Origin of the sequence: Pseudomonas sp. HN2-3 (assembly GCF_020691745.1) — a bacterium.
Classification (GTDB): Bacteria; Pseudomonadota; Gammaproteobacteria; order Pseudomonadales; family Pseudomonadaceae; genus Aquipseudomonas; species Aquipseudomonas capeferrum.
In genome coordinates this window covers 3,135,123-3,161,672 of sequence record NZ_CP085704.1, presented here as the reverse complement: position 1 = coordinate 3,161,672, position 26,550 = coordinate 3,135,123, and the positions used below count along the sequence as shown (strand labels likewise).

33 protein-coding genes are annotated in these 26,550 nt (G+C 62.5%); 13 read left to right on the top strand and 20 right to left on the bottom strand.

Annotated elements, in window-relative coordinates:
• Window positions 1–500 precede the first annotated feature (500 nt).
• From LJX93_RS14320 to LJX93_RS14305, 4 genes are all read left to right on the top strand, one after another.
• Window positions 501–911, top strand: a complete 411-nt coding sequence (locus tag LJX93_RS14320; protein WP_047583063.1) for a hypothetical protein — start codon at window positions 501–503, stop codon at window positions 909–911.
• 108 nt (window positions 912–1,019) lie between these two features.
• Window positions 1,020–1,316: a hypothetical protein gene (locus tag LJX93_RS14315; RefSeq protein WP_033698122.1), complete on the top strand. Its 297-nt coding sequence runs from the start codon at window positions 1,020–1,022 to the stop codon at window positions 1,314–1,316.
• Between the two features lie 60 nt (window positions 1,317–1,376).
• Window positions 1,377–1,574 carry a hypothetical protein gene (locus LJX93_RS14310; RefSeq protein WP_047583064.1) on the top strand — a complete coding sequence of 66 codons (198 nt, stop codon included), beginning with the start codon at window positions 1,377–1,379 and terminating at the stop codon, window positions 1,572–1,574.
• 153 nt (window positions 1,575–1,727) lie between these two features.
• The gene (locus LJX93_RS14305) at window positions 1,728–2,027 is read left to right on the top strand and encodes a hypothetical protein (protein ID WP_077068425.1); all 300 of its coding nucleotides are present in this window, start codon (window positions 1,728–1,730) and stop codon (window positions 2,025–2,027) included.
• On the opposite strand, the gene LJX93_RS14300 is transcribed toward LJX93_RS14305, so the two are convergent.
• The 3 genes from LJX93_RS14300 to LJX93_RS14290 all read right to left on the bottom strand — a co-directional run bounded on the left by LJX93_RS14300 (window position 1,999) and on the right by LJX93_RS14290 (window position 3,102).
• Window positions 1,999–2,241, bottom strand: coding sequence for a hypothetical protein (locus tag LJX93_RS14300; protein ID WP_050506063.1), 243 nt, complete (start codon window positions 2,239–2,241; stop codon window positions 1,999–2,001). The two genes, LJX93_RS14305 and LJX93_RS14300, sit on opposite strands and share 29 nt — an antisense overlap.
• A 75-nt stretch (window positions 2,242–2,316) precedes the next feature.
• Entirely contained in the window at window positions 2,317–2,778 is a 462-nt protein-coding gene (locus tag LJX93_RS14295) for a GNAT family N-acetyltransferase (protein WP_047583065.1), read from the bottom strand.
• A 102-nt stretch (window positions 2,779–2,880) separates the two neighbouring features.
• Entirely contained in the window at window positions 2,881–3,102 is a 222-nt protein-coding gene (locus LJX93_RS14290) for a hypothetical protein (RefSeq protein WP_050506062.1), read from the bottom strand.
• A 193-nt stretch (window positions 3,103–3,295) separates the two neighbouring features.
• On the opposite strand from LJX93_RS14290, the gene LJX93_RS14285 reads away from it, so the two are divergent.
• On the top strand, window positions 3,296–3,655 hold the full coding sequence (locus LJX93_RS14285) for a hypothetical protein (protein WP_156310050.1): 360 nt from the start codon (window positions 3,296–3,298) through the stop codon (window positions 3,653–3,655).
• A gap of 61 nt (window positions 3,656–3,716) precedes the next feature.
• Here LJX93_RS14285 and LJX93_RS14280 read toward each other — a convergent pair whose 3' ends face one another.
• Window positions 3,717–3,923, bottom strand: a complete 207-nt coding sequence (locus LJX93_RS14280; protein ID WP_033698116.1) for a hypothetical protein — start codon at window positions 3,921–3,923, stop codon at window positions 3,717–3,719.
• Window positions 3,924–4,228: 305 nt separating this feature from the next.
• On the opposite strand from LJX93_RS14280, the gene LJX93_RS14275 reads away from it, so the two are divergent.
• Both LJX93_RS14275 and LJX93_RS14270 read left to right on the top strand, forming a co-directional pair.
• On the top strand, window positions 4,229–5,029 hold the full coding sequence (locus LJX93_RS14275; RefSeq protein WP_033698114.1) for an LPS biosynthesis protein: 801 nt from the start codon (window positions 4,229–4,231) through the stop codon (window positions 5,027–5,029).
• Window positions 5,030–5,106: 77 nt separating this feature from the next.
• Window positions 5,107–5,607 (top strand): methylated-DNA--[protein]-cysteine S-methyltransferase, encoded by a 501-nt coding sequence (locus tag LJX93_RS14270; RefSeq protein WP_033698112.1) that lies wholly within the window; start codon window positions 5,107–5,109, stop codon window positions 5,605–5,607.
• 23 nt (window positions 5,608–5,630) lie between these two features.
• Here the strand turns inward: LJX93_RS14270 and LJX93_RS14265 are convergent, their stop codons facing one another.
• From LJX93_RS14265 to LJX93_RS14255, 3 genes are all read right to left on the bottom strand, one after another.
• Window positions 5,631–5,855 (bottom strand): hypothetical protein, encoded by a 225-nt coding sequence (locus LJX93_RS14265; RefSeq protein ID WP_156310068.1) that lies wholly within the window; start codon window positions 5,853–5,855, stop codon window positions 5,631–5,633.
• 14 nt (window positions 5,856–5,869) lie between these two features.
• The gene (locus LJX93_RS14260; protein ID WP_033698108.1) at window positions 5,870–6,613 is read right to left on the bottom strand and encodes a carbon-nitrogen hydrolase family protein; all 744 of its coding nucleotides are present in this window, start codon (window positions 6,611–6,613) and stop codon (window positions 5,870–5,872) included.
• 77 nt (window positions 6,614–6,690) lie between these two features.
• Window positions 6,691–7,206, bottom strand: a complete 516-nt coding sequence (locus LJX93_RS14255) for a DUF3016 domain-containing protein (protein ID WP_033698107.1) — start codon at window positions 7,204–7,206, stop codon at window positions 6,691–6,693.
• Window positions 7,207–7,281: 75 nt separating this feature from the next.
• On the opposite strand from LJX93_RS14255, the gene LJX93_RS14250 reads away from it, so the two are divergent.
• Window positions 7,282–8,007: a metallophosphoesterase gene (locus LJX93_RS14250; protein WP_033698105.1), complete on the top strand. Its 726-nt coding sequence runs from the start codon at window positions 7,282–7,284 to the stop codon at window positions 8,005–8,007.
• Here LJX93_RS14250 and LJX93_RS14245 read toward each other — a convergent pair.
• Window positions 7,955–8,569 carry a LysE family translocator gene (locus LJX93_RS14245; protein ID WP_033698102.1) on the bottom strand — a complete coding sequence of 205 codons (615 nt, stop codon included), beginning with the start codon at window positions 8,567–8,569 and terminating at the stop codon, window positions 7,955–7,957. The two genes, LJX93_RS14250 and LJX93_RS14245, sit on opposite strands and share 53 nt — an antisense overlap.
• 65 nt (window positions 8,570–8,634) lie before the next feature.
• Window positions 8,635–9,447: a helix-turn-helix transcriptional regulator gene (locus tag LJX93_RS14240; protein ID WP_227696077.1), complete on the bottom strand. Its 813-nt coding sequence runs from the start codon at window positions 9,445–9,447 to the stop codon at window positions 8,635–8,637.
• A gap of 130 nt (window positions 9,448–9,577) precedes the next feature.
• Here LJX93_RS14240 and LJX93_RS14235 point away from each other — a divergent pair, with 130 nt between their 5' ends.
• Entirely contained in the window at window positions 9,578–10,201 is a 624-nt protein-coding gene (locus LJX93_RS14235; protein WP_033698098.1) for a LysE family translocator, read from the top strand.
• 20 nt (window positions 10,202–10,221) lie between these two features.
• Here LJX93_RS14235 and LJX93_RS14230 read toward each other — a convergent pair whose 3' ends face one another.
• The 11 genes from LJX93_RS14230 to LJX93_RS14180 form a co-directional block, all read right to left on the bottom strand.
• Complete coding sequence (locus LJX93_RS14230) at window positions 10,222–10,497, bottom strand: peptidylprolyl isomerase (RefSeq protein ID WP_016499499.1); 276 nt, start codon at window positions 10,495–10,497, stop codon at window positions 10,222–10,224.
• Window positions 10,498–10,556: 59 nt separating this feature from the next.
• Window positions 10,557–11,036 (bottom strand): serine protease inhibitor ecotin, encoded by a 480-nt coding sequence (gene eco, locus LJX93_RS14225; RefSeq protein WP_033698096.1) that lies wholly within the window; start codon window positions 11,034–11,036, stop codon window positions 10,557–10,559.
• A 55-nt stretch (window positions 11,037–11,091) separates the two neighbouring features.
• Window positions 11,092–11,862 carry a 3-hydroxybutyrate dehydrogenase gene (hbdH, locus tag LJX93_RS14220; protein ID WP_033698094.1) on the bottom strand — a complete coding sequence of 257 codons (771 nt, stop codon included), beginning with the start codon at window positions 11,860–11,862 and terminating at the stop codon, window positions 11,092–11,094.
• Window positions 11,863–11,906: 44 nt separating this feature from the next.
• A complete protein-coding gene (locus tag LJX93_RS14215; protein ID WP_156310052.1) occupies window positions 11,907–12,923 on the bottom strand; it encodes an ABC transporter permease in 1,017 nt (338 codons plus the stop codon).
• Window positions 12,923–13,981 carry a microcin C ABC transporter permease YejB gene (locus LJX93_RS14210; RefSeq protein WP_227696076.1) on the bottom strand — a complete coding sequence of 353 codons (1,059 nt, stop codon included), beginning with the start codon at window positions 13,979–13,981 and terminating at the stop codon, window positions 12,923–12,925. The genes LJX93_RS14215 and LJX93_RS14210 overlap by 1 nt, the downstream gene beginning before the upstream one ends.
• The gene (locus LJX93_RS14205) at window positions 13,978–15,813 is read right to left on the bottom strand and encodes an extracellular solute-binding protein (RefSeq protein ID WP_227697306.1); all 1,836 of its coding nucleotides are present in this window, start codon (window positions 15,811–15,813) and stop codon (window positions 13,978–13,980) included. The genes LJX93_RS14210 and LJX93_RS14205 overlap by 4 nt, the downstream gene beginning before the upstream one ends.
• A gap of 64 nt (window positions 15,814–15,877) precedes the next feature.
• Complete coding sequence (locus tag LJX93_RS14200; protein ID WP_033698087.1) at window positions 15,878–16,159, bottom strand: peptidylprolyl isomerase; 282 nt, start codon at window positions 16,157–16,159, stop codon at window positions 15,878–15,880.
• Window positions 16,160–16,238: 79 nt separating this feature from the next.
• Window positions 16,239–17,300: a 3-deoxy-7-phosphoheptulonate synthase gene (locus LJX93_RS14195; RefSeq protein WP_033698085.1), complete on the bottom strand. Its 1,062-nt coding sequence runs from the start codon at window positions 17,298–17,300 to the stop codon at window positions 16,239–16,241.
• Window positions 17,301–17,848: 548 nt separating this feature from the next.
• Window positions 17,849–18,400 (bottom strand): YbhB/YbcL family Raf kinase inhibitor-like protein, encoded by a 552-nt coding sequence (locus LJX93_RS14190; RefSeq protein WP_227696075.1) that lies wholly within the window; start codon window positions 18,398–18,400, stop codon window positions 17,849–17,851.
• 48 nt (window positions 18,401–18,448) lie between these two features.
• Window positions 18,449–18,760: a hypothetical protein gene (locus tag LJX93_RS14185; RefSeq protein WP_227696074.1), complete on the bottom strand. Its 312-nt coding sequence runs from the start codon at window positions 18,758–18,760 to the stop codon at window positions 18,449–18,451.
• A gap of 229 nt (window positions 18,761–18,989) precedes the next feature.
• Window positions 18,990–20,279, bottom strand: a complete 1,290-nt coding sequence (locus LJX93_RS14180) for an MFS transporter (RefSeq protein ID WP_033698075.1) — start codon at window positions 20,277–20,279, stop codon at window positions 18,990–18,992.
• A gap of 757 nt (window positions 20,280–21,036) precedes the next feature.
• Between LJX93_RS14180 and fdnG the strand changes: the two genes are divergently transcribed.
• The 4 genes from fdnG to fdhE are packed head-to-tail and all read left to right on the top strand — an operon-like array spanning window position 21,037 to window position 26,525.
• The gene (gene fdnG / locus LJX93_RS14175) at window positions 21,037–24,087 is read left to right on the top strand and encodes a formate dehydrogenase-N subunit alpha (protein WP_227696073.1); all 3,051 of its coding nucleotides are present in this window, start codon (window positions 21,037–21,039) and stop codon (window positions 24,085–24,087) included.
• Between the two features lie 13 nt (window positions 24,088–24,100).
• A complete protein-coding gene (fdxH, locus tag LJX93_RS14170) occupies window positions 24,101–24,985 on the top strand; it encodes a formate dehydrogenase subunit beta (protein WP_033698073.1) in 885 nt (294 codons plus the stop codon).
• On the top strand, window positions 24,982–25,617 hold the full coding sequence (locus LJX93_RS14165; RefSeq protein WP_227696072.1) for a formate dehydrogenase subunit gamma: 636 nt from the start codon (window positions 24,982–24,984) through the stop codon (window positions 25,615–25,617). The genes fdxH and LJX93_RS14165 overlap by 4 nt, the downstream gene beginning before the upstream one ends.
• A complete protein-coding gene (gene fdhE, locus LJX93_RS14160) occupies window positions 25,614–26,525 on the top strand; it encodes a formate dehydrogenase accessory protein FdhE (protein WP_033698070.1) in 912 nt (303 codons plus the stop codon). Before LJX93_RS14165 ends, fdhE begins: the two co-directional genes overlap by 4 nt.
• The last annotated feature ends 25 nt before the right edge of the window (window positions 26,526–26,550 follow it).

The following is a 26,550-nucleotide window of genomic DNA, read 5'->3' as shown; positions in this document are numbered from 1 at the left end:
CCTGGTGACGGCAAATGTGGTTTGACTGGCAGTAAACCACTGAGCCAGTATGGCCTTACCTGTCGTTCCTGTGGTTGTCGAGGAATGATCCCCAATAAGCCTCGCCAGAGAAATCTGCCGGGGCTTCGTCGGCTTTGGCTTAGGAGGATATATGACCAGAGCACAACGCCGACACGATACACGCCGAATCAAGGCTCGCTTCTACCGGAAGCAGCGCTTCCACGAATGCTGGACGACTAATCCACGCAATGCAGGGCTGTTCGCCAATCACGGCAAAGTCTGTTCCTGCTGGCTGTGTGGCAATCCCCGTAAGTTGGGATACCTGACCCTGCAGGAGCAGCGAGCAGATTTGGCCTGTGATGAATGAGATAGGCATGCATTCAGCTGGGCTTTTCGCTAATGGCAGTGAAAGAGAAGCTTGATTTCATCTGCCGGCAGACGGCCGAACTGGCAGGGCCCGCCGGTTCGGATACAGTTAGCGGTCAAATGGGGGCTTTGAGATGCTGAGCGCTGCTGACGATGGGCGATGGATAACGAGCTTTTATGAGTACATCGAAGACAAGCGCGCCAAGGAGGCGTTCGCGCTTTTGATTGGTACATTCGCGTGTCTGGGAAAGTTTCGTTGCGGGCGTAAGCCCCAGGGCGAAGTCCGCTCGGTAGGTATCGAAGTCGATGGCGAGTGTTGGTACACGATCATGCCTGCCAAGAAGTGGGTAACATTCCAATGGCGGCCGCCAGTGACAAGAACAAAGAGGTTCCGGGTCGCCCTGTTGCGAAACGAGTTTCCAGAAGGCTTCACTGACTCGGCTCAGAAGGAGCACTGGTCAGTGAGGGTCGCTTGCCTTGAAGATGCCCTCAAACTCCTGCGAGTGCTGAATGTCGATTCGAGCCTGGCGACAGAGCGGCGCTAATCTGCGCATCTGTGATTAAGTGATCCATCGCCGCCGGAAGGGGTTGCGCGATCATTCGCACTGGGCTAATTCTAAAACTTTTATAGCCCGCCAAATCAGGAGGTTTTAATGAAGCAGTTACTGCTAGGTGCGGCGTTGTGTTCCATTGCGGGTATCGCCAATGCGCAGATCCCGCTGGTCAATGCCACATGCCCGGGGAATATCGAGGTGCATGCCGATGAGGGCGGCCCTGTGTACATCAATGGCAAGGAAGCAAAATTGAAGAAATTCAGTGACACGTACTTCGAAGCCAAGGGCAGTGGGGTAACCGTATCGATCATGGTTAACCCTGACGGATCGTCGGGCGTTTCGTACACCGGCAAGGGTCGCGCAAATGGTGTCTGTGAGCTGACAGAGCAAGATTGAAGAATCTGTAACGTAGCCACGCGCCGACGCAATGGACCTGAGCGTGCAAAGGAATGGGTAATGGCTTGGCGTAAAAAACTGGAAACCTTTCAAAAGCGCTTCACGCCCCGACAGCGGCGTATTGTCGGCGGGGCTGTGATGGCGGTCTGGGCCATTGGTGTGGTGGTTCACCCTGGGCAGTACTTGCTCGCGCTCTCCATACCTGGGGTCATCATCTTCATGAGCGCATGGCCGCCAGAGCTGGTCGGTAAACCCTGAGGCGTTGATATTGCAGAGGCGAAAATGACTTCGCTTTCGCCTGACAGCCAGTTGTCCGATTCAGCTCTCATTCCGACTAAGTACAGTTGCGTGCCGTTTGGCTTTGGCTATGGTGGCATTTACGCATACAACTAAAGTCGTAGGAGGGGCGACATGCGGATTCGCGGCGACGTTTTCTGGGGCTGGGCAGACCCAACGCTTCACCATCGGTCACACGACGAAACGTTAAACGATGGAACCTACATCGATGTCCAGGTGCGACTGTCGCGAACAGGCAGCACGCAGATGTTCATCGGTGTTTATGCCACTAGCGGCATGGCGATTCATGAAGAAGCATTCGATTCGCGCCCAGGCGAGTCGATGACTCGCGCTTTGGCCTGGGGCGTAGGCCGAGCACGGCGTATCGCGAGCGATGCGATGCCTGTCAACGAGCAATTTGCCTGTTCGAAGTAGCGGGTAGAGCGGTGTCTGTGATTTTTGCGGCAACTGACCTCAACTCATCGGCGACGCCGTCGATGGACTTGATATGAGCGCGTACATCGATCTTGGTTTCCGGAGTCGCTCTGGCCTCCATGAACTTGGCATGCCCGGTCATGGCCTTGCTGAGTGCATTGAGGTGGTCGGCCGTTTTGACGAGGTCTGATTTGATGGTTTGAAGCGGTTCCATGATCTTGGCTGCGTTCCTTGAAGTGTGCGTCTACGGCCCAGTTGGGCCTCGCTGCGGCATCGTTTGGGCGCAGGCTCAGCGAAGCGATCGCGACATCAGCCACTGCGCCTTGCCCCAGGCCTCGAACTGCTCGATCACCGCCCAGCCACGCTTGGCATAGTAAGCCTGTTTGTCACTGGTGTGCAGGTATAAGGTTTCTACGCCGGTGTCACGTGCGTGGGTACATATGCCCTCGATCAACTGCTCGGCGATACCGGCACCTCTGGCTGCCGGGTCCACGAATACGCAGGCTAGCCAGGGGCCTAGCTCCGGGCGGGACGGCAGGTCTTCCTTGGCGAGGGCAGCGCCACCCAGCAAGTGGCCTTGATCCAGTGCGACCAGGCATTGCCATTGGCCATTGCCCTGGCCTTGCGCGAAGTCCAACTGCCATTGGGCGAGGTCAATGTCCTCGAACTCATACTGGAATTGCTGATGAATCCATTGAGCGAAAGTGTCGCAATGGTTCATATGGTTTTCTAGCCAGTCAATTTGAGGCATGGGCGTCCTGCGCTGATCAAGCTGTAAAACGCATCATCACACACCATTGAAGAGGGTGTGGCAAGTCCAGCTGTCTCGTGTTTTCCACGGTTTGTTTCAACGCTAAGCGGGGTCCGTGTCTGACGTTTCGATATCGCCACCCTGCACCTGGAGCACTGAGCCTTTATCATCCGTAGCCAACAACCCAGTGCCTTGCACAGTGTCAGGCTGCAACTCTGCAAGTGGCATGTCTGCACTACGAAAGATGACGCGGCTTTCGTCGCCCGTCTTCAATGTGTGGAGGCTGCCGTTCTGGTAGAAGAAACGCGTGCGGTCGGTTGGCATAGGGTAGGTCCTCGCTTTGTGCCGGCTGGATGAACATCCGCAAGGCAAACTATCTTCCCCCTTTACGGTTTTCGCTACTGGCAGAATTGACAGGTGCCAGCGCGCTTGTACTCAAGCAACATGCCCAGGCATGGACAAAGGCTGAGTGGCCACGACCTTGGTTGATTGGTACCCGTGCGCAACCCTCGGTAGAATGCCGCGTACCCCTAATGGCCAATTGCAAATGCCTACATTTCGTATCTTCTTCAGCGCTTTCATGGCTGCCAGCCTTGCCGGTTGCGCAACGCCAGGTAAACCCACAGCCAGCAAGCTGACCCATAAAACCCCCGCGCAGTTTGCCGCGTGCGTGATGCCGAAGTGGCGAGCACTGGCGCCACTTGCCAACCAGAAGTCCATCGCCCACGGCTATCGGTTGACGGCGCCCAGCGCGGTGGCCTCTGACGATGTGCTGGAGGTAGTCGACGTACGTGACGGCAGCCGGGCAACGTTCTACAAGGGCAGCTTCCTGTCAGGCGACAAGCTGCGCCTGGCGGCCAGGGAGTGTCTGGACTGAGGTCAGTAATCCGCGCTGCCCATGTTGGTCTCTGGCTGACTGGCCTTGCACTGTATGCCAATCATCTCATTTCGAGCTTGTTGTTCATCCGCTCACACTGCATCTGCGCATCGGTTCTGCTCGGGTAGCTGGGTTTCAGCCGCTCCTTCGCCAAGTTGTCATAGATGTCGAAGCCGCCGCTTACGGTAGCCGCGTAGTAGCGGCTAGCGATGCGGAAGGACTCCTTTTCGATGGGTACCGCCGGAACGATAACGAATCTTGGTTGCATGTTTCGTGCCTCCCCAGGCAGAGACTTAAGTATTAGTCTCGCAATGGGTAACCATCAAGGAGACTCATGAAGAAACGACGAATAGTTCAAGTGGCAAAAATGCACAGGCAGGCCGAAGGGCGGGGAACGCGTAGAGAATGCGTAGGTCTGAATGACACAGCACCTGTGTGGAAAACGGTGTGCACTTAGTTTTTGGACAGATTTAGACCCTTCAGTCGCTTTGTGTAAGGCTTATGTAAAAGCGTCCGTTGCGCGTACAAGGACCGGTATCGTGTTTTGTACTGTCCAGTCCAAAGTAGCCAATGATGAACACACTTCCGTCGCAGCCAAGCGCTGAACGCGGGGCGTTCTCCAGTTTCGAGGCGTGTCGCAATACCCAGCAAGGCCCCGTGGTAATTCTGGCTTCGGGCGCCTCAGCCAAGCATTTCCCCCTGGGCGAATTTGCCCATCTACCGATCATCGCCATGAATGGTTCAGTTGCCATGACTGCCGAGCATGGCGTGAAGCCGTTCTTTTACGTGTGCACCGACAAGAGCTTTGGCCAACAGCAACCAGCACTGTTCGCCACCGCCTTGCGTGACAGCCAGCGCCTGGCGTTATGGCCAGAGCAGTTCGAAGGTGCCGATATTCCCGCCGCCAGCGAATGCTATGCCTTGCACAAGGCGCACACGCCAGGCTTGCTCGACGGTATGCGCGGGCACGGTGACAGTTGTGTCTGCAACCGAGCGTTGTGGAGCAAACGAGCCCGCTCGATTGCCTTCAGCAAAGACCTGTCGCAGGGCTTTTTCGATGCCCGCACGGTCGCTTATGTGGCCCTGCAACTGGCGTATCACCTGGGTTTTGAAGAGGTGTTGCTGGTGGGCGTAGATCTTGATCAGACGGTAGGGCGCTTTTACGAAACCGCCGAAGGTGAACACTCGCCCTGCGGCCTGGACCAGCACTGGGACAGCCGTATCCTGCCGTCACTGACGCTGATGGCGCGGCAAGTGGTCAATGAGCACTTTCACGTCTACAACCTGTCGGCGGCTTCGCGTATTCCGACCGAGCTGATCCCCAAGGTCAACCTTTCCGAAGCCAGGCGCATTGCCGGTTGCGCGATTGGTTGAGCAAGAAAGCGGGTGCGTGCGGCCTTGGGCATGGGTAGAGTGCGCTGACCGTAACGCAGCCAGCAGGAACCTCCCCTATGTCCAGTGCCTTCACCTTGATGCAATCCCCCGTCGGCACGCTGACGCTGGTGGCCCGCGGCGAGCGGCTGGCAGCGGTGCTGTGGGAGGAGGAGCGGGAGAACCGCGTGCGGCTCGGCGCCCTTCATCGCGATGATCACTGCCCGGTTCTGCTGGACACCGCCCGCCAGTTGGGCGAGTACTTCGCCGGTAAGCGACGCTGCTTCGACCTCGCGTTGGACTTCGCCGGCACGCCGTTTCAGCGTGAAGTGTGGGCTGCATTGCTGGCCATTCCCTTCGGCGAAACCCGCAGTTACGGCGACATCGCCCGACAGATCGGTAACCCCAGCGCGGTCCGTGCGGTGGGCGCAGCCAATGGGCGCAACCCGATCTCGATCATTGCGCCATGCCATCGGGTGATCGGCGCTTCGGGCAGCCTTACCGGCTTTGCCGGCGGGCTTGCGGCAAAGCAATACCTGCTGGCGCTGGAAGGGCGACAGAGCCTGGCCTTGGCGCTTTGAGCCGGGCCACAGCAAGGCATCGATCAGCCAAACCAACTCGCGATCAGGCAAGCCACCAGCGCAAGCGCTGAGCCAGCCATCACGGTGTACTGCCTGTGGGCCCGTCGTGCCTGCGGCCTGACCTCGCGCAGGTACTCGCCAGGTGTCGGGGCATCGGGCCGGTGGCGCAGGCCTTCGGCGATATTGGCCAGTTGGCCCTGGATCAACAACCCGACCAGGTAATGAGTCGACGCGTAGCTCGCCAGCATTACTAACAGATACTTCACGCAGGGAGTGCCCTCAAAGGTACGGCAGACGCGCTGGCGTTGGCGGTATCCAGCACGATCAGCCCTTCGCAGCGGTCATCCAGGCTGGCCAGCAGTCGGCCTTGGCTGTCCCAGGCCGCCGACCCGCCTGCGCCAATGAAGGTATCGGCCGGCCCCACGCAGTTGGCCATCAATACGCCAAGGCCCAGCTGGCGCGCGACCTCGGGGTAGTGCTCATGACCTTCGCGAATACCCTTGGCCGTTTTCGCCACACTCACGAGGTACACCTGCGCACCCTGTGCGTGAGCCTCTGCCGCATGTTCGATGAACATCGACTCGTAACAAATGGCGGGCGCCACCCGATGCCCAGCCACGTCCAGGAGCAAGGGCTGATCACCTGTGGTGAAGTAGGGCAGTTCGTCGCTGTGCAGGCGTTGTTTGGCATAGGCCTGGCGAGGCGCACCCGGGCTGAAGATCGGCATGCCGATCTGGACGCCGTCAGGTGTCGGCAAGGGCAGGCCCACGGCGACCGTGATGCCATGTCGATCGCACAGCGCCTGTAGCGGGTCCAGCCGCGACGAAGACAGCGGCAGGGCGACCTGGCGGGCCAAGGTCGGCTCGTAGCCGGTCAGCGACAGTTCAGGAAACACCACCAGCTCGGCACCCAGCGCCACCGCCTGCTCGATGCAGACAAGGTGGCGTTCGAGGTTGCCCTGTAGGTCGCCCTTGAGCGATGCCAATTGCACGGCGCAAAGTTTCATCAATAGCTCCTTCCCTGGTACAGGCCGAAAGGCCGAGCATACTCTCGGCAGCAACACCTGTACCAGTGAAGGGTTTTTCAGGAAGCCGGATGCGGCGCGAAGCGCTGGCGGAACCAGTCGTTCAGCATGGCCTTTTCGGCGTACAGGCGGTCGCTGCTGCTGGTTACGCGCCCGGGGCGGCTGAGGTACATCTTGTCGCTGACCCGCTCCTGGGCTTGCTGGGCAGGTTTGCCGGGCTGGCTGAGGGTGTAGCTGAGGTCGATGGTCGGCCAGGTGATTTCGCGCATGAAGCGCACATCGTAGGCACGGCTGTGCCAAGGCTCGAAGCGGCCAGCCAGGTCGATGTCACGGATGTTGATGACCAGTTGCTGGTCCGCCTGCAAATAGCGCTGGCCGAGCTTCTGCAGGTACTCGGTCAGGCTCTTCATGACATAGGCATCGGCCCCGCGCTCGTATCCGGGGCTGTCGAGGCTGGCATCGCGAAATTTCCCGGGGCGGTCAAAATGCACCTCGACCTGCGCGGCCGGGGCGCCTTGTGCCATGCTGTCCAGTGACAGCGCCATGAGCACGGCACACACAAGGGCGGTACGCATGATGCACCTCCGGGGCGGTTTGCGTGTAGCGCCATTCTACGCCTGCCAGGCTGGCGCCAGCAGAGGAAGATTGTCATGAGTCGGTTTCTACGGCTAGCCGCCAATACCCAGGGGCGCGACCTGGCGGTAGGCGACATCCACGGGCACTTCGGGCGCCTTGTGATGTGCCTGGAGCAGGCCGGGTTCGACCCAGCGGTAGACCGCTTGTTCAGCGTCGGCGACCTGGTCGACCGTGGCCCTTACAGTGAAGCGGCGCTGCAATGGCTGGACCGGCCTTGGTTCCACGCGGTGCAAGGTAACCATGAGGCGCTGGCGATTACCTACCTGCGCGGTGGCCGGCTCGACCTGCAGATGTATCGCGCCGCCGGTGGTGGCTGGTTTCTCGACCTGCCCAGAAGCGAGCAGGTGCGTTTCGTCGAACGCTTCGAGCAATTGCCGATCGCCATGGAGGTCGAAAACGAGCGGGGGCTGATCGGCCTGTTGCATGCCGACAGCCCGTTCGCCGACTGGGCCGTTCTGCGCACCTGGCTGGAGCTGGATGACGACCCCGAAGTGCGTGAAGTTTGCCAATGGTCGCGGCGCCGGCTCAAGGAGGGCGACACCCAACCCGTGCACGGTGTCCGCGCCTTGCTGGTCGGGCACACGCCCGTGCTGCAAGCCAAGCTGCTGGGCAATGTCTGGCATCTGGATACCGGCGGTTGGGCCAATGGCCATTTCAGCCTGATCGACCTGGCAACCCTTGAACTGGTCAGCCCCGGGCAAGGTGCAGGGCCAGCCCCACTGCCAACACGATCAGCATGACCCCTGAGGCCCGTTCCAGCCATGGCAAGGAGCGCGCGAAACGCTGCAACACGCGTTGATTGCCGATGGCCACGGCTACCAGCAGGTCCCAGAGCAGTACCATGCTGAACATCCAACTCGCATAGACCACTTTCCAGCCGACGCTGCTGTTGGCCACCATGCTGGCGAGGCTGGCATAGAACAGGGCGTTCTTGGGGTTGAGAATGCCCGACAGAAACCCCAGCACGAAGCTGCGCCACAAGCCCGGCACGGCCCCGCTGTCGGCTACAGCGGCCAGGCTGGAGCGCCCCGCGTAGCGCAAGAACTGCGTGCCGATGTACAGGAGGTAGGCCGCGCCGGCCAGCTGCAAGCCAATGAACAGCGGGCTACCTTCACGCAGTATCGACAGGCCGGTGAACGCCATGGCGATGAAGGCGCCATTGGCCAGTGCGATGCCCAGGCAGGCGCCGCTGGCGATTCGCCAACCGCCGCTGACCGAAGTGCGGGCGACCAGGAAAAAGTCCGGGCCGGGTGAAAGCAGGGCAAGGAAGTGGGCGAGGGCGATGATCAGCAACTGCTCCATGGACGGGACGACTCCGGCTGGGGAAAGCCGCAGTCTGGCGCCGTGCCGGGTGAGCGTATTGAAGATTATTGCGTGCCCCGGTATTGCCCCGGCGTCACCCCCACATGCGCCTTGAACACCCGCTGAAAATGGCTTTGGTCGGCAAACCCGAGCTGGTAGGCGACCTCCGCCAACGCCTGGCCCTGGTTGAGCAACTGCCGGCCCCGGTTGACCCTGGCATTGAGCAGGTAGGCATGCGGGGTCAGCCCGGTTGCGGCGCGGAACGCACGGATCAACTGATAGCGCCCCAGCTCCGACTCCCGGGCCAGTAGATCGAGGCTCAAGCGTGCGGGGTCGGCTGCTTCTATACGCTCGACCAGCCCACTGAGCATGGACGCCCGCAGCGCGGGTTCCGCCTCTAGTGTGGGGTGTACGCAGAAGTCCTGATCGCCCATGAAGGCAAGCAGCGCCGCCTCTTTCTCGCCATGGCTGGCCGTGGAGAACAGCAGTGCATTCAGTGCGCAGAATTGACGGTACAGGGCGGGCGCGCGGCTGATGCGGGCCGGCTCGCCAGGTCGTGCACCGCGCAGCCCAGACTCCTGACGTAGGTGCGTCAACCAGCCGGCATCCACATGCAGCATCTGGTAGCTCCAGGCCTGCCCCGGCTCAGGGTTGCAGGCGTGCACACGCCTTGCCGGTACCATAACCAAGGTGCCGGGTGTCAGGCGCTCCGTAGCACGGCCCGCGCCGGTAAAAAGGCTGAAGCCGGCATCGACTGCGCCCATGGAGAAGGTTGGATGGCTATGCGCCTTGTAGCAGGCCCGGCTGTGGCAGGCGCGGCGGCTTTCGACGAAGGGCAGGGCAGCATCGCGCCAGACAGAGGCTTGTGAGCGGGGCATGATGGGGTCCTCGGCAAGGGCAAAAGCTTAACAGCTGCAGGTGACCCATACAGTTTTTTCGCCTGGCTGTAGCTTGACCCCGCGCGCGTCAGCCGTCGAAATAAACGCTTGATGTCATAGGAAAATAAAAATGGACCTTTCCAGCTTGCTGCTGTTCATCCCTGCCTGCTTCGCCCTGAACATGGCGCCCGGGCCCAACAACCTGCTGTCTTTGCACAACGCCAGCCGCTATGGCCTGCGCACGGCCTGCGTGGCCGGCGGTGGCCGCATTGTCGCCTTCAGCGGCATGATCGCGCTGGCCGCCATGGGCTTGGCGGTGGTGCTGCATACCAGCGAATACCTGTTTCTCGCCATCAAGGTGGTCGGCGCTGCCTACCTGTTCTACATCGCCTGGCAGCTGTGGCGGGCACCGGTGGCTGAGGCCGTAGTCGCGGCCGACCATCCACGCGGCACCTGGCGCCTGGCGCGGCAAGAGTTCTGGGTGGCAGCGGGCAACCCCAAGGCCATTCTGATCTTCACGGCCTTCCTGCCCCAGTTCGTATCGGTCGGCAGCGCCACGCCGGTCAGTGAGCAGTTTTTGTGGCTGGGTGTGATGTTCCTGCTGCTGGAGTGGGCGGCCATCGCCATTTATGCAGGCCTTGGCACCTACATGCAGCGGTGGTTCAGCCAGCCAGGGCCGCGTCGGCTGTTCAACCGGGTCAGCGCCGCCTTGCTGGGCTGCGCTGGCCTTGGTCTGCTGGCGGCGCGCCGCTAAGACGGCGCGTGAGGGCAGGGTCAATCGCGATAGAAGGTCTGCACCAGGTGGTAGCCGAACTTGCTCTTGATTGGCCCGTGCACCACGCGCAGCGGCTTTTTGAAGATCACCTGGTCGATCGCCCCGACCATCTGGCCTGGGCGCACCTCACCCAGGTCACCGCCGCGCTTGCCTGACGGGCAAATGGAAAACTTCTTCGCCAGCACGTCGAAAGCCTCGCCATTGGCGATGCGCTGCTTGAGCTTTTCGGCTTCGTCAGCGGTCTTGACCAGGATGTGGCGGGCTTGAGCTTTCATGGGGCACCTGTGCTTCGGGGTAAAAAAAGGGCGCCATTATGCCTGATCGTGCAACGTGCTTACTCCACTTTTGCCTTTTGCACGTCTTGCGAAGCCGACCATACGCGGTAGCGCACCTCGACCCCTTTGGGCACATACACCACTACCGGCAACTTACTGTTGTAGCGCAGCATGAAGCCTTCACCGACTACGGGCACAAACGCGTCGGTCTTCTTGCCATCCGGGCAGGCCATCAGCGTGCTGGCGGGGCCGGCGACCTTGTCCAGACGGTAGTAGTTGTAGCCCCAGCCTTCAAGGGTACGTTCTTCGAGGTTGCCCCCCAGGTGCTGGCGGTTGCAGTCGACTTTGAGCGTCTTGCCGGCGAGTATTTCCAGTTTGTAGGCCGACTCATCGGCCTGGGCGGGCAGGTGGATGACCTGCCGGGTGTAGCCTTTTTCCGCCTCGGGATAGGGCGCGACGTCCTTCAAGCTGGCGGCCATCGCCGGAGCGGCAGCAGCCAGGGTCAAGGTCAGGATCGCGGAGAGTGTGATTGGGCGCATTAAGGCCTCCTTGCAGTTGAAAGGTGCGAGACCTTTGCCAGATCAAGGCCGGCCCTCACTGGGCCAACCAGCCGCCATCGACATTCCAGGCGGCACCGCGGACCTGGCTTGCGGCCTCGCTGCACAGAAATAGTACCAGCTCGCCCAGCTGCTCGGGGGTGACGAAGGCCAATGAAGGTTGCTTCTCGGCCAGCAGGTCCTGTTGTGCCTGCTGCGCGTCCACACCGTTGGCGGCGCGATCGTCGATCTGCTTTTGCACCAGCGGGGTCAGCACCCAGCCTGGGCAGATGGCATTGCAGGTGACATTGCTGGTGGCGGTTTCCAACCCCACGACCTTGGTCAGGCCGACCACGCCATGCTTGGCGGCCACGTAGGCGGCCTTGCCGGTGGAGCCGACCAGGCCATGCACCGAGGCGATATTGACGATGCGCCCCCAGTTGCGCGCGCGCATGCCGGGCAGGGCCAGGCGGGTGCCGTGGAATACCGCCGACAGGTTCAGGGCGATGATCTTGTCCCAGCTTTCGACCGGAAACTGCTCCACCGGGGCCACGTGCTGGATACCGGCGTTGTTGACGAGGATGTCCACGCCACCGAATTGCCGTTCGGCGAGGGCGAACAGGGTTTCGATCTGCGCCACGTCCGACAGGTCGGCGGGGTGGTGGGCGACCTTCACGCCGTGGCGGGCGATTTCGGCCAGTGCCGGCGCCGGGTCGCCAAAACCATTGAGCAGAATGTCGGCCCCAGCGCCGGCCAGCACCTGGGCAATACCCAGGCCGATGCCGCTGGTGGAACCGGTGACGAGTGCAGTCTTGCCTTTGAGGGTCATGCGGATGCTCCCTGTCTACGTGATCAAACTGTCTGGGGCGGCTGTTACCTGCGTGGGTCGAACGCCTCGCGCAGTGCATCGCCGATGAACACCAGCAACGACAGCACCAGTGCCAGCGCGAAAAACGCGGTAAACCCAAGCCAAGGGGCCTCCAGGTGCTGCTTGCCCTGGGTCACCAACTCGCCCAGCGAAGCACTCCCGGCCGGCATGCCGAAGCCCAGAAAGTCCAGCGCGGTCAAGGTGGTGATCGCCCCGGTCAACATGAACGGTACATACGTCAGCGTGGCATTCATGGCATTGGGCAGGATGTGCCGCAGCATCACCTGGCTGTCGGGCAGCCCCAACGCGCGCGCGGCTTTGACGTACTCAAGGTTGCGCCCCCGAAGGAACTCGGCACGCACCACATCGACCAGGGCCAGCCAGGAGAACAGCGCCATGATCCCCAGCAACCACCAGAAGTCCGGCTCGACGAAGCCGCTGAGAATGATCAGCAGGTACAGCACCGGCAAGCCCGACCATACTTCCAGCAGGCGCTGCCCGAGCAGGTCGACCCAACCGCCGTGATAGCCCTGCAGCGCCCCTGCGGTCACGCCAATCAGCACGCTGACCACAGTCAAGGCAAAGGCGAACAGCAGCGACACCCGTGTGCCGTACAGCACCCGCGCCAGCACGTCACGTCCCTGGTCATCGGTGCCCAGCCAGTTGGCTGCGCTGGGCGGGCTGGGGGTCGGTACTTGCAAATCGTAGTTCGGCGTGTCGGCACTGAACGGGATCGGTGCGAACAGCATCCAGCCACCCTGGCTGTCGATCAACTGGCGCACGTAGGCACTGCGGTAGTCCGGCTGAAACGGCAACTGGCCGCCGAATTGCTGCTCGGTGTAACGCTTGAGCGCCGGGGTGTACAGCTCGCCTTTGTAGCCAAGCAGCAAGGGTTTGTCATTGGCCACCAGCTCCGCGCCCAGGCTCAGCAGCAAAAGGCCGGCAAACAGCCACAGCGAGACCCAGCCAATGCGGTTGCGGCGAAAGCGTTGCAGGCGGCGGCGCGAGACGGGCGAGAGCATCAGTTGGCCCTCGTGTTGAAGTCGATGCGCGGGTCGAGCAGTGTGTAGCACAAGTCGCCGATCAGGCGGATCAACAGCCCTGCCAGGGTAAAGATGAACAGCGTGCCGAACACCACCGGGTAGTCGCGCGACACGGCTGCCTCATAGCTCATCCGTCCAAGCCCATCGAGGGAAAAGATCACTTCGATCAACAGCGACCCTGCGAAAAACACCGTGATCAACGCCTGGGGCAGCCCGGCCACCACCAGCAGCATGGCATTGCGCAACACATGGCCGTAGAGCACGCGGCGCTCGCTCAGGCCCTTGGCCCGGGCGGTGACCACGTACTGGCGGGAAATCTCGTCGAGAAAGGCATTTTTGGTCAGCAGCGTCAGGGTGGCGAAACCGCCGATCACCAGCGCACCGACCGGCAGCACCAGGTGCCAGAAATAGTCGGCGACCTTGCCCAGCAGGCTCAGCTGGTCGAAGTTCTCCGATACCAGGCCGCGCACCGGGAACCAGTTCAGTGACGTGCCACCGGCAAACAGCACGATCAGCAACAAGGCGAACAGAAACGAGGGCAGGGCATAGCCGATCACGATCAACCCGCTGCTCCAGGCATCGAACCGGCTGCCGTGGCGCACGGCCTTGCGGATGCCCAACGGGATAGACACCCAGTAGGTGATGAGCGTGGCCCAGAAGCCCAGTGACAAGGTGACCGGCAGCTTGTCGAGGATCAGGTCGGTGACCTTGGCCCCGCGAAAGAAGCTCTGGCCGAAGTCGAGCCGGGTGTACTGGCCGAGCATCAGCCACAGGCGCTCGGGGGCTGACTTGTCGAAGCCGTACTGGCGCTTGATCTCTTCGATCAGTTTCGGGTCCAGGCCACGGGTGGCCCGCGATTCGCTGTGCACCCCTTCGGCACGCGCGCCTGGCGCGCCGCCGCCGATGCCCTGCAGCCGCGCCACCGCTTGCTCTACCGGGCCGCCCGGCGCGGCCTGGACGATGGCGAAGTTGACCAACAAAATCGCCAGCAGGGTCGGGATGATCAGCAACAGGCGACGCAGCACATAGGCGGTCATGGGGTGGCCTTCCTGCGCTCGGCCATCTGCGCGTTGGTCAGCGCGGTAGGGCTGACTTCCCACCAGGTGTCCAGGCCTTCGTCATAGGTGGCCTGCACCTTGGGCAGGCCGAAGCGGTTCCACCAGAGCGTGGAACTGCCGGGTGGGTAGTAGTTGGGGATCCAGTAGTAGTTCCACTGCAGCACGCGGTCCAGGGCATGGGCATGGCGCAGCATGTCGGCTTGCGTACTGGCGCGCACCAGGCCATCGACCAAGCTGTCGACGGCCGGATCCTGGAGCACCATCAGGTTGTTCGAGCCGGGGTCGTGGGCCGCTTGCGAGCCAAAGTAGTTGTACAGCTCGGCGCCGGGCGACAGCGTCACCGGGTAGCCGGTGACGATCATGTCGTAATCACGCGCCATCAGGCGGTTGACGTACTGGGCCGAGTCGACATTGCGGATGTTGAGGGTGACACCGATCTGCGCCAGGTTGCGCTTCCAGGGCAGCAGCAGGCGCTCCAGGCCAGCCTGGCCATTGAGGAAGGTGAATTCCAGCGGCTCGCCGTGGGTGTTCACCAGGCGATCGCCCTCGGGGCGCCAGCCGGCTTGCTCAAGCAAGGCCAGCGCTTGCAGCTGCTGAGTGCGGACAATGCCAGAGCCATCGGTGACCGGGGCCGTGAATACGTGAGTGAAGACTTCATCAGGCACCTTGCCACGCAACGGTTCCAGCAGTTCCAGCTCGCTGGCGTCCGGCAGTTCGCGGGCTGCCAGCGGGGTGTTGGAAAACACGCTCTGCTGGCGGATGTAGAGGTTGCGCATCATCTGCCGGTTGCTCCACTCGTAGTCCCAGAGCATGCCCAGCGCCTGGCGCACGCGGCGGTCGTGGAACTGCGGCTTGTCCAGGTTGAACACGTAACCTTGGGCGACTTGCGGTTTGGCCGGCCCCAGGTGTGCCCGCTGCAGGCGGCCGTCGTCCAGCTGTGCGCCTTTGTAGCCTAGGGTGTAGCCGGTGGCGGAGAATTCGCGGTTGTAGTCGTAGCCGCCGCCCTTGAGTACTTGGCGCGCCACTTCGGTGTCGCCGAAGTACTCGATACGCAGCTTGTCGAAGTTGAAGCGGCCACGGCTGACAGCCAGGTCTTTGGCCCACCAGTTGCGGTCCCGTTCAAAGGTGATGCTGCGGCCATTATCGATAGCCCCGATGCGGTACGGGCCGCTGCCCACCGGCCGCTCGAAGCCGCCGCCGTTGGCGAAGTTGCGCTGCTGCCAGTCATGCTCGGGCAGCACCGGCAGGCTCGCCAAGTCTAGCGGCAGGGTGCGGCCATGGCCTTGCCTGAAGTCGAAGCGCACGCGATGGGGGCTTTCGACCGTCACCCCGACGACATCGGCGAACTGCGTGCGGTACTTGAGGCTGCCCTTGCGCATCAGCAGCTCGAAGGTAAAGCGCACGTCTTCGGCGCGCACCGGCTTGCCGTCGGCGAAGGTGGCGCGCGGGTCGATCTCGAAGCGCAGCCAGGCATCTTCGGGGCCGCGTTCCATGCGCCGGGCGATCAGGCCATAAACGGTGTAGGGTTCATCGAACGCGCGCACGGCCAGCGGCGCGTACAGCCAGCCATCGACTTCGCTGACGCCGGTGCCTTTGTCGATGTACGGAAGAATGTGGTCGAACTGGCCAATCTCGAGGGCCGAGCGGCGCAGCATGCCGCCCTTGGGGGCGTCGGGGTTGGTGTAGTCGAAATGGCGGAAGGTGTCGCTATAGCGGGGGGCTTCGCCATAGACGGTCAAGGCGTGGCTGGGCCCGGCGTGGGCGGGCTGACCCAGGCACAGTGCCAATGCCAGCCAGCCCAGGCGATACAAGCCCCGGTAGCAGCACGCCGGTGCTGCTACAGGTGATACGTCGTTCCAGAGGAACAACGTGGCATCAGTCCTGACGGCTGGTCACTTCCAGCAGGTGATAACCGAATTGGGTCTTCACCGGGCCCTGGACAACGTTCAGCGGCGCGCTGAAGACCACGGTGTCGAACTCCTTCACCATCTGGCCTGGGCCGAACGAGCCCAGGTCGCCGCCTTGGCGGCTGGAAGGGCAGGTGGAGTTGGTTTTGGCGACTTCAGCGAAGTCGGCACCCGCTTCGATCTGGGTCTTGAGTTCGTTGCACTTCTCTTCGCTGCTGACCAGGATGTGGCGGGCTGTGGCACGGGCCATGGGTACTGCTCCTTAGGGTAAAAATGCAAGCCTAGCGCACTTATTCGGGAAATGTCTCGCAAGGCTTGCTGGTGGCTTCCTACAGTTTTTGTGCAGCCTCGCGCAACAGCGTTTCAGTGGCGGCCCAGCCCAGGCAACCGTCGGTGATCGACACGCCGTATTTCAAAGTACCTTTGCCCAAGGCCTGGCAGCCATCGAACAGGTGCCCTTCGATCATCACACCGACAATCGAGCGGTCACCGGCCAGGCGCTGCGCCAGCACGTCCTCGAACACCGCTGGCTGACGCGCCGGGTCCTTGCCGCTGTTGGCATGGCTGCAATCGACCATGATCCGCGCCTGTAAACCGACCTTGGCCAGCCCCTGGCGGGCCTGGGCGATGCTTGCCGCATCGTAGTTCGGGCCCTTGTGGCCGCCACGCAGCACAAGGTGGGTGTCGGGGTTGCCGAGGGTCTCGATGATCGCCGGGTAGCCCTGCGCATCCATGCCGAAGTGGCGATGCGGGTGGGCGGCGCTGCGCATGGCGTCGCTGGCAACGCCGATGCCGCCGTCAGTGCCGTTCTTGAAGCCTACGGGCAAATCCAGGCCGCTGACCATTTCGCGGTGGATCTGCGACTCGGTGGTACGCGCGCCGATGGCGGCCCAGCCTAGCAGGTCGTCGAAGTAGCCCGCGGCCATCGGTTGCAAGAGTTCGGTGGCAATCGGCAGGCCGCGCTCGATCATGTTCAACATCAGGCCGCGCGACAGGGCGATACCCGCATGCATGTCATCGCTGCCATCAAGGCGCGGGTCGTAGGCCAGGCCTTTCCAGCCCACCGTGGTGCGGGGTTTTTCGACGTAGGCGCGCATCACCAACAGCAGCTTGCCGCCCACCTCGCGGCTCAGCGCGGCCAGGCGGTCGGCGTATTCCAGGGCCGAGCGTGGGTCATGGATCGAGCATGGGCCGACTACCACCAGCAGGCGCTCGTCGCGGCCTTCGAGAATGGCGCGGATGGCCTGGCGATGGGCATGAACTTGCTGGGTGAGTTCAGCGGTCAGCGGCATTTGCTGCTTGAGCAGGTGCGGGCTGGGCAGGCGCTGGCTGACGGTGGTATTGGCAGCTTGCGGTTGGGTCAGGGGCAGGGCGAGGTTCGAGGCTTGCATGGCGTTTTTCCCTGGGCGGACGGCGGGTTGTGACCCGCGCGGTCGGCCCTATCGAGGTGTTCGACAGATCGTTGAGTGAGTGTTGTCTGCAGCGTTGCCACCCTTGAGGGACCGAACGGAGGCGGCAGGCTGGCCCGAACGGGATTGGCTAAATCGCCAGGCATAGGTGCTTGCGGAGTAATAAGTGGCGTAGTTCATGGATCTGTCCTCAATATGAATCGGTGTTGTTCAAAGGCCTGAAAAGCAAAACCCCCGGTCGGGGAGCCGACCGGGGGTTTGAGTATTCTCATGTTCGGCGGCCCCTCGAAAGTGGGCGCCGTGTAGGTATCAGCGGCGCCTAGTGGCTAAACCAATACCCAAAATAAAAGCTGGCAGGGGCCATGCTACCGGCAACGGCCAGCACAGGGCGCAGGGGGCGACCGGTGTGGTTGGCGTGATTGCAGGTGTGTTTCGGCATGTTGCTCTCCAGTGAATGAGCCCGAGCTTACTGCAGATCGGGCGCGCCGTTCAATGGGTAAATTCTATGGGGCAGATTATTACTGCCAATATCAGTGGCCGTAACGCCCTACCAAGGTTTGCGCACCTAGTGCATGGCCTTGCAGCAATTCAAGCAGCCCATTGCGGTCCAGTTCAGCTGGCAGGATGCCGGGTGCCAGGTCGGTGGCGATCAAGGTCAGTGCGTAGTGGTGCGGGTTGTCCCCGGCGGGCGGGCAGGGGCCTCGATAGCTGGTCGTGCCGCGGGAATTGCGCCCCACCGTCACGGCATGGGTGGTTTGCCCGGCCACACCTTCTTTCAAACCATCCAGGGCCGGGTCGATGTTGTAGGCGATCCAGTGCACCACCCCGAGGCCCTTGCCGCCATCGGGGTCGAACATCACCAACGCCAGCGAGCGGGTGCCTGCGGGCAGGTTGTCCCAGCTCAACTGCGGCGTGCGTTCCTCACCGGCACCACAGGCCGGGTCTGGCCCGACCTGTTGCAAGGCGATCACCCCGCCGTCAGTGAACGACGATGAGCTGATCGACAGCGCACCAGAACCCGGCCCTGCGGCCAGTGCGCTGCACGGCAGCAGGGCTGCGAGCAGCCACGGTTTGATGTTCATGGCAATTCCTTGGCAGGGCAATGGGGCGCAGTGTAGTCCAGGTTGGCCTTAACGGCTGTCCTGGTCCTCGGCGGTGCCGCCGCTGCTGCCAGCCCCCGAGCCTGTGGCCTCGCCCGTGCTGTTGGAGCCGCCACTGGCGCCGTCTGCGGCATCGGTGCTGGTGCCGGTGTTGCTGCTGTCGTTGTCCTGGCCGCTGCCGGGGCTGTTGACGCTGCTGTCTTCACCGGCGGTCTTGCCGCCGGATTGATCGGTCTGCGGGTGGCTGTCGGTATTGGTGGGCTCGGTGGCGGCAAAGCTGGTGCCGCTGATGACGCCCAAGGCCAGGGCCAGGCACAGCGAGAGGGGACGAATGCGGATCATGGTGTATCTCCCTTGCGGATGATCTGTCATTCGTTTGGCCGGGCAGCGCCGGCGCGGTGCCCTTCGGGCGACGGGTGGTCATGCACTCCCGGGATTGCGCCTTGTGTAGGAGCGGCCTTGCGTCGCGAACGGGTTGCGCAGCAGCCCCGGCAATCTCTGCGGCCAAGCTGAAATCTCGGGGCTGCTGCGCTGCCCGTTCGCGACGCAAGGCCGCTCCTACAAAAAGCGATTAGCGGATGGGGTCGGGGCGGGTGCTTTCCACGGGTTCCAGCGGCGGATGCTCCTGCGCCGCATGCATCAGGTCTTCGGTCACCCGCAGCTCCGCGCCGGTGGGCGAGAAGGTAGTCGAGGCGGTGAACGGTGCCGGGTGCTCCGCCGCCGGGCGCTTGCCACGGCGCCACAGGAAGAAGCTCACCATCCCCAAGTTGACCACCGCAAAGGCCCAGAACAGCCCCGCTTCGCCGAACGACGTCATCATCGGCGAAATCGCCAATGGCGCCAGCGCCGAGCCCAGCGAGTTGATCAGCAGCAAGCCCTGGATCATCGGCACCAGGGCGTCGGACGGTGCACGGTCGGCCGCGTGGCTGACCGCCACCGGGTACAGGGCGAACACCCCGCCACCCAGCAGGAACAGCATCGCCGGCAGCAATGACGATTCAGACGGCAGGAACACCGTGATCAACGACAGCACCACGCACAGCCCGGCCAGGGCAATCAGCACGTCCTGGCGGTCTTTGCGGTCAGACCAGCGGCCAACCGGGTATTGCAGCAGCATGGCACCGAGGATGACCCAGGCCATCATGTTGCCGACTTCCCCCACGTCCAGGCCGATGCGCTGCAGGTACAGCGGCAGCAGGGCATAGATGCCGGCAATCGCCACGCCCGAACCGAAGCAGCCGACCAGGCCCGACGGTGCGACCCCCAGCAGTTGCCGCGGTTTCAGTGGCTCGACCTGGTCCAGCAGCGGCGATACCCGCGGCAGGATCACGATCGGCAGCACCGACAGCGCCGCAAGCATGCCAGCGAGCATGAACGGTGCGGTATCGCCCAGGCGAGTGATCTCGCCAAGGCCTGCCTGGGCAATCACGCCAGCGCCATAGAAGGCAATCATGTACAGCGCCAGCAGGCGGCCCCGGATCTTCGCGTCGCCGGCCAGCAGCAGCCAGCTCTCGATCACCAGGAATACGCCCACCGCGGCCCAGCCGTTGATCAAACGCAGGATCGACCACCAGGTCGTGTCGTAGAACATCCCTTGCAGCAGGATGGTTGCAGCGATCAGCGAGGCGAAGCTGGTGTAGGCGCGGATATGGCCGATGCGCAGGATCAGCCGGTCATTGAAGATCGCGCCAAGGGTCAGGCCAATGAAGTAACTCGACGACACGATACCGATGGTGGTTGCCGATTCACCGGCAGCGCCCAGGCGCAGGGTGGTCAGGGAAGACATGAAGCCGTTGCCCAGGGCAATGATAAACAGCCCGAGCAGGGGCGCCAGCGCCATGGCCAGCAAACGCGGAGACATATGTACCTCAAGGTGGATGAGCGGAATGAGCGCCTCTTCGGACGCGCACGCCGACATGGCCCGATAAGGGGCCAAGAGGCTGCACGGATGTGCCTGGGAGGGATGCGACCTGGGCAAGACTCAACCGCTGGGCCTTGGAAGAACTGGGCCGGGCGGGGTGGGTTGAGCCTATTTCACATGTGCGTTCATGTGTTCAGGCACGGACTCTGTCGTTGCTGCCGGTTGCCACCGTTCAAGGCGACGGGCGAAAAGGAAGCGCGATTCTACGTGCTTGCATCGATTTGCCCAAGGGGCATTGGCCTGCGACGAGACGCCGCAGGGGGGAGTGCAGCTGCACCCAGAATACAGCCTGCTAATAATAATTTGTAAGGGAAAATAACTTTAGTCGTATTGATTCATGGGTTTATCGAGTTGCCGAGTCCGTTTATTGATCTGGATCAATACAGTTATGCAGTTATTTGCCATCGCAGTGTATTGATCGATAAAACTTATCAAGCGATCAAGCCGGTCAATTGGTCCCTGCGGCATCCTGCCACTACAATGGCGGCCGCGGCCTGCAAGGGGCGCCTTGATAAACGAGTGATGCCACGGCCCATTTAGTGTTTGCCAACAAGTTGCGTTTATATCAACGCACTGCAAATACCTATTGCCGCCGATTAGTGCCCGTCACCCAACTAGAACGACTTGCCGATAACACCCGTTGATAAGTAACGCCTGTTCGCCCGGTACCGAGCCGGGCTTAGATGAGGAGATGCCCATGGCACTTGGCAGACGACAATTTTTCAAACTTTGCACGGCCGGGGCGGCGGCAGCGACCAGCGTGTCGCTTGGCTTTGCACCGGCGGTGGCCAATGCCAGCCAGTCACGCCAATACAAGCTGTTGCGCGCCAAAGAGACACGCAACAACTGCACCTACTGCTCGGTAGGCTGCGGCATCCTCATGTACAGCCTGGGCGACGGTGCGAAGAACGCCAAGGCGCGCATCTTCCATATTGAAGGCGACCCGGACCACCCGGTCAGCCGGGGCTCGCTGTGCCCGAAAGGGGCGGGGCTGGTGGACTACATCCACAGCGAACAGCGCCTGTTGTACCCGGAGTACCGCGCGCCAGGCTCGGACACGTGGCAGCGCATCAGCTGGGACCATGCCATCGAGCGCATCGCCCGGTTGATGAAGGACGACCGCGATGCCAACTTCATCGAAAAGAACGCCAAGGGCGTAACCGTCAACCGTTGGCTGTCCACCGGCATGCTCTGTTCCTCGGCGGCCAGCAGCGAAACCGGCTCGCTCGATCAGCGCTTCACTCGCGCCCTGGGCATCCTCGGCACCGACAGCCAGGCCCGGGTGTGTCACGCCCCGACCGTATCGGCGCTGGCACCGACCTTTGGCCGTGGCGCCATGACCAACAACTGGGTGGACATCAAGAACGCCAACGTGGTGCTGATCATGGGCGGCAACCCCGCCGAAGCGCACCCGGTGGGCTTCAAGTGGGTGATCGAGGCGAAGATCCGCAACGGCGCCAAGGTGATCGTGGTCGACCCGCGCTTCAACCGCAGCGCCTCGGTGGCCGACCTGTACTCGCCGATCCGCGCCGGCTCCGACATCACCTTCCTCATGGGGGTGGTGAATTACCTGATCAGCCACGACCGTATCCAGCATGAGTACGTGCGTGCCTACACCAATGCCAGCCTGATCGTGCGCAACGACTACAGTTTCGACGACGGCCTGTTCAGCGGTTACGACGCAGGCACCCGGCGCTACGATCGCAGCTCCTGGGCCTACGAGCTCGACGAGCAGGGCTTTGCCAAGCGCGACATGTCGCTCAGCCACCCGCGGTGCGTGTACAACCTGCTCAAGCAGCATGTCAGCCGCTACACGCCGGAGCGGGTCAACGAGTTGTGCGGAACGCCCAAGGACGATTTCCTGCAGATTTGCGAGATCCTTGCCAGCACCAGCGCACCGGACAAGACTGCGACCTTCCTCTATGCCCTCGGCTGGACCCACCACACCACGGGCGCCCAGATGATCCGCGGTTCGGGCATGATCCAGCTGCTGCTGGGCAATATCGGCATGGCCGGTGGCGGCGTCAACGCCCTGCGCGGGCACTCCAACATCCAGGGCTATACCGACCTGGGGCTGTTGTCGCAACGCCTGCCGGGTTACATGAACCTGCCGTCCGACAACCAGACCAGCGTTGAAACCTACCTCAAGGAAACCACCCCCAGCGCCCAGCTGCCGGGGCAGGTCAACTACTACCAGCACACACCCAAGTTCTTCATCAGCCTGATGAAGAGCCTGTGGGGCGACCAGGCCACCCGCGAGAACAACTGGGGCTTCGACTGGTTGCCCAAGTGGGACGACAGCTACGATGTGCTCAACTATTCCAACCGCATGTACGAAGGCAAGGTCAACGGCTACATTGCCCAGGGCTTCAACCCGATCGCGGCCTTCCCGGACAAGAACAAGGCTGCCGAGGCCTTGGCCAAGCTCAAGTTCCTGGTGATCATCGACCCGCTGGCGACCGAGACATCGAGCTTCTGGCAGAACCATGGCGAGTCCAACGACGTCGACCCGGCAGCCATCCAGACCGAGGTCTTCCGCCTGCCCTCCAGCTGCTTCGCCGAAGAGAACGGCTCGATCGTCAACTCCAGCCGTTGGCTGCAATGGCACTGGGCCGGCGCGGCGCCACCGGGTGAAGCCTGGCACGATGGCAAGATCCTCGGCCATCTGTTCATGAAGCTGCGCGAGCTGTATCGCCGCGAGGGTGGCGTGTGCCCGGAGCCCGTGTTGAACATGGCCTGGGACTACAAGAACCCCTACGACCCAGAACCCGAGGAAGTCGCCAAGGAGTCCAACGGCTACGCCCTGGCCGACCTGCATGACGACAAGGGCAACCTGGTGCTGCGCAAGGGCCAGTTGCTGGACAACTTCGCCCAATTGCGTGACGACGGCAGTACCGCCTGCTTCAACTGGGTGTTCGCCGGTTCCTGGACCGAAGCCGGCAACCAGATGGCCCGCCGCGACAACGCCGACAGCGGCCTGGGCTGCACGCCGGGCTGGGCGTGGGCCTGGCCGCAGAATCGCCGCATCCTCTACAACCGTGCCTCGGCCGACCCTCAGGGCAAGGCCTGGGACCCGAAGCGCCAGATCATTGCCTGGGATGGCAGCCGCTGGGCTGGCAGCGATGTGCCGGACTACCCGGTTACCGCCGCGCCCGGCAGCGACGTCAACCCGTTCATCATGCTGCCCGAAGGGGTAGGGCGGCTGTTCTCGGTCGGCGCCATGAACGATGGGCCGTTCCCTGAGCATTACGAACCGATCGAAAGCCCGCTGGTGTCCAACCCGCTGCACCCCAATGTCAGCAAGAGCCCGACCGCACGGCTGTACGAAAGCGACCGGGCGCGCATGGGTAGCCGTGAGGAGTTCCCTTACGTGGCCACCACCTATTCGATCACCGAGCTGTTCCGCCACTGGACCAAACACTCGCGGCTCAACGCGATCATCCAGCCCGAGCAGTTTATCGAGATCGGCGAAGTGCTGGCCAAGGAGAAGGGCATCGTCCAGGGCGACCTGGTGCGGGTGACCACCAAGCGCGGCTACATCAAGGCCAAGGCGGTGGTCACCAAGCGGGTCCAGCGCCTGGAGGTTGCCGGGCAGATGGTCGACACCATCGGCATCCCTTGCCACTGGGGCTTCGAAGGCGCTACCCGCAAGGGTTTTCTGGCCAACACGCTGACCCCAGGCGTGGGTGATTCCAACACCAACACCCCGGAATACAAAGCGTTCCTGGTGAACGTGGAAAAGGCCTGACGGAGCGACGCACATGTCCCTGCAATCCCAAGACATCATTCGCCGTTCGGCGACCAACGCCTTCACCCCCGCGCCCCGTGCCCGCGACCACCAGGCCGAGGTGGCCAAGCTGATCGACGTCAGCATCTGCATCGGCTGCAAGGCCTGCCAGGTAGCGTGCAACGAGTGGAACGACCTGCGTGACGAGGTCGGGCATAACGTCGGCGTGTACGACAACCCGGCCGATCTCACGCCAGACACCTGGACGCTGATGCGTTTCGACGAGCACCAGGACGAAAACGGCAAGCTGGAGTGGCTGATCCGCAAGGATGGCTGCATGCACTGCGCCGACCCTGGCTGCCTGAAGGCTTGCCCGCAACCGGGTGCGATCATTCAGTACGCCAACGGTATCGTCGACTTCCAGTCCGAACACTGCATTGGCTGTGGCTACTGCGTGGCCGGCTGCCCGTTCGATGTGCCGCGCATCAGCAAGAAGGACAACAAGGCCTACAAGTGCACGCTGTGCGTCGACCGGGTCACGGTCGGCCAGGAACCGGCCTGCGTTAAAACCTGCCCGACCGGCGCGATCAACTTCGGCAGCAAGGCCGACATGCTGGTGCAGGCAGAAGAGCGCGTGAGCGAACTGCAAGGCCGCGGCTTTGCCGGTGCCGGTATCTACGACCCGCAGGCCGTGGGTGGCACCCATGTGTTCTACGTGCTGCAACACGCCGACAAGCCGCAGCTGTACCACAAGCTCAACCCGGACCCGCGCATCAGCAGCGCCATCGAGGGCTGGAAAGGCTGGCTGAAGCCGGTGGCCGCCGCAGCGTTCTTCGCCACCCTGGCGGGCACGGTGTTCCACTACATCGGTGTAGGCCCCAACGAAGTCGAGGAAGACGAAAAGGAGACCCAGGTATGAACAAGGACCGACTGATTCTGCGCACGCGCTTCATCGACCGGGCCAGCCACTGGTTCATGGTCATCTGTTTCTTCCTGGTGGCGATGTCGGGGCTGTCGTGGTTCTTCCCGTCGCTGAACTGGCTCAACGGGGTGTTCGGCACGCCACAGCTGGCGCGAATCCTTCACCCGTTTTTCGGGGTGGTGGTGTTTGTGGTGCTGATGTTCCTGTTCGTGCGCTTCGTCAGGTACAACCTGCCCGAGCGTGAAGACGCCATCTGGTTTCGCAACGTCAACAAGGTGCTGGCGGGCGATCACAGTCAGCCGCTGCGCATTGGCAAGTACAACGCCGGCCAGAAGGTCCTGTTCTGGGGGATCATGGGCCTGATCACCTTGCTGATGGGCAGTGGCGTGATCATCTGGCGGCCGTGGTTTGCCGACTACTTCAGCATCCCGCTGATCCGCATCGCCCTGTTTACCCATGCCCTGGCCGGCATCTCGCTGATCTTGCTGATCATCGGCCACGCTTACCTGGCGTTCTGGGTCAAGGGCTCGATTCGCGGCATGATCACAGGCTACGTCTCGCGTACCTGGGCCAAGTCGCACCATGACCGCTGGTACCAGCAGATCAGCAACAAGAGTGAGAAGAAATGAGCAGCAGCATCAAACTGACGGCGGTCGAGCAACCCAGCGGTGGCGTGGGCGCTATCAGCGCCTTGTTGCTGCCGCAATTGGGTCAGCACTTTGCCAAGCGCGCAGCGCGTTTGCGCCAGCTGGCCGAGGGGCATGAGCAGGCTGATTACCTGGGCTTCGCCGCCACCGTTGCACAGGCCCAGCAGCGGCTGCTGGAGCGTTTTCCGGTGCCTGCGCCCGAGCTTGAGGCCCTTGCCCAGCGGGTGGGCGATGCTGCGCCGTTAGCGGTGCAGCAGTTGCCGCGTTCGCGTTACTGGCAGCAAGCGCTCGAAGCGTTGATCGAAGACCTGCGCGCTGAGGCCAGCGGCCCGGTACGCGCCGCGCTGGATGCGCTTGCCGCATTGAGCCACGAACAGCGCGAAGCCTGCGCCGAGCACCTGCTGCAGGGCCGCTATGGCGAAGTGGACAGCGGCCAGGCGCTGTTCCTGTGGGCCGCACTGGGGCTGTACTTCGTGCAACTTGCGGCGGCACTGCCTGCCCATGCCCACGCGGCAGTGGGGGAGCACCGCCAGTTCTGCCCGGTATGCGCCGGCGCGCCGGTGGCCAGCGTCATCCTCACGGGCAAGCGTGCCGGGCTGCGCTATTTGCATTGCGGGCTGTGCGAGAGCCGCTGGCACATGGTGCGGGTCAAGTGCAGCAATTGCGAACACACCGGCAAACTGGACTATTGGTCGCTGGAGCGTCAGGACAGTGCGGTCAAGGCAGAAAGCTGCGGCGACTGCGAAAGCTACCTCAAGGCGTTCTATTACGAGCACGACCCGGCGCTGGAACCTGTCGCCGATGACCTGGCCACGCTGCGGCTGGATGCCGAGCTTGAAGGGCAAGGCTTTGCCCGTAGCAGCATCAACCCATTTCTGTTTCCGGGTTGATGCGGGGTAACACTGCGGCATACTG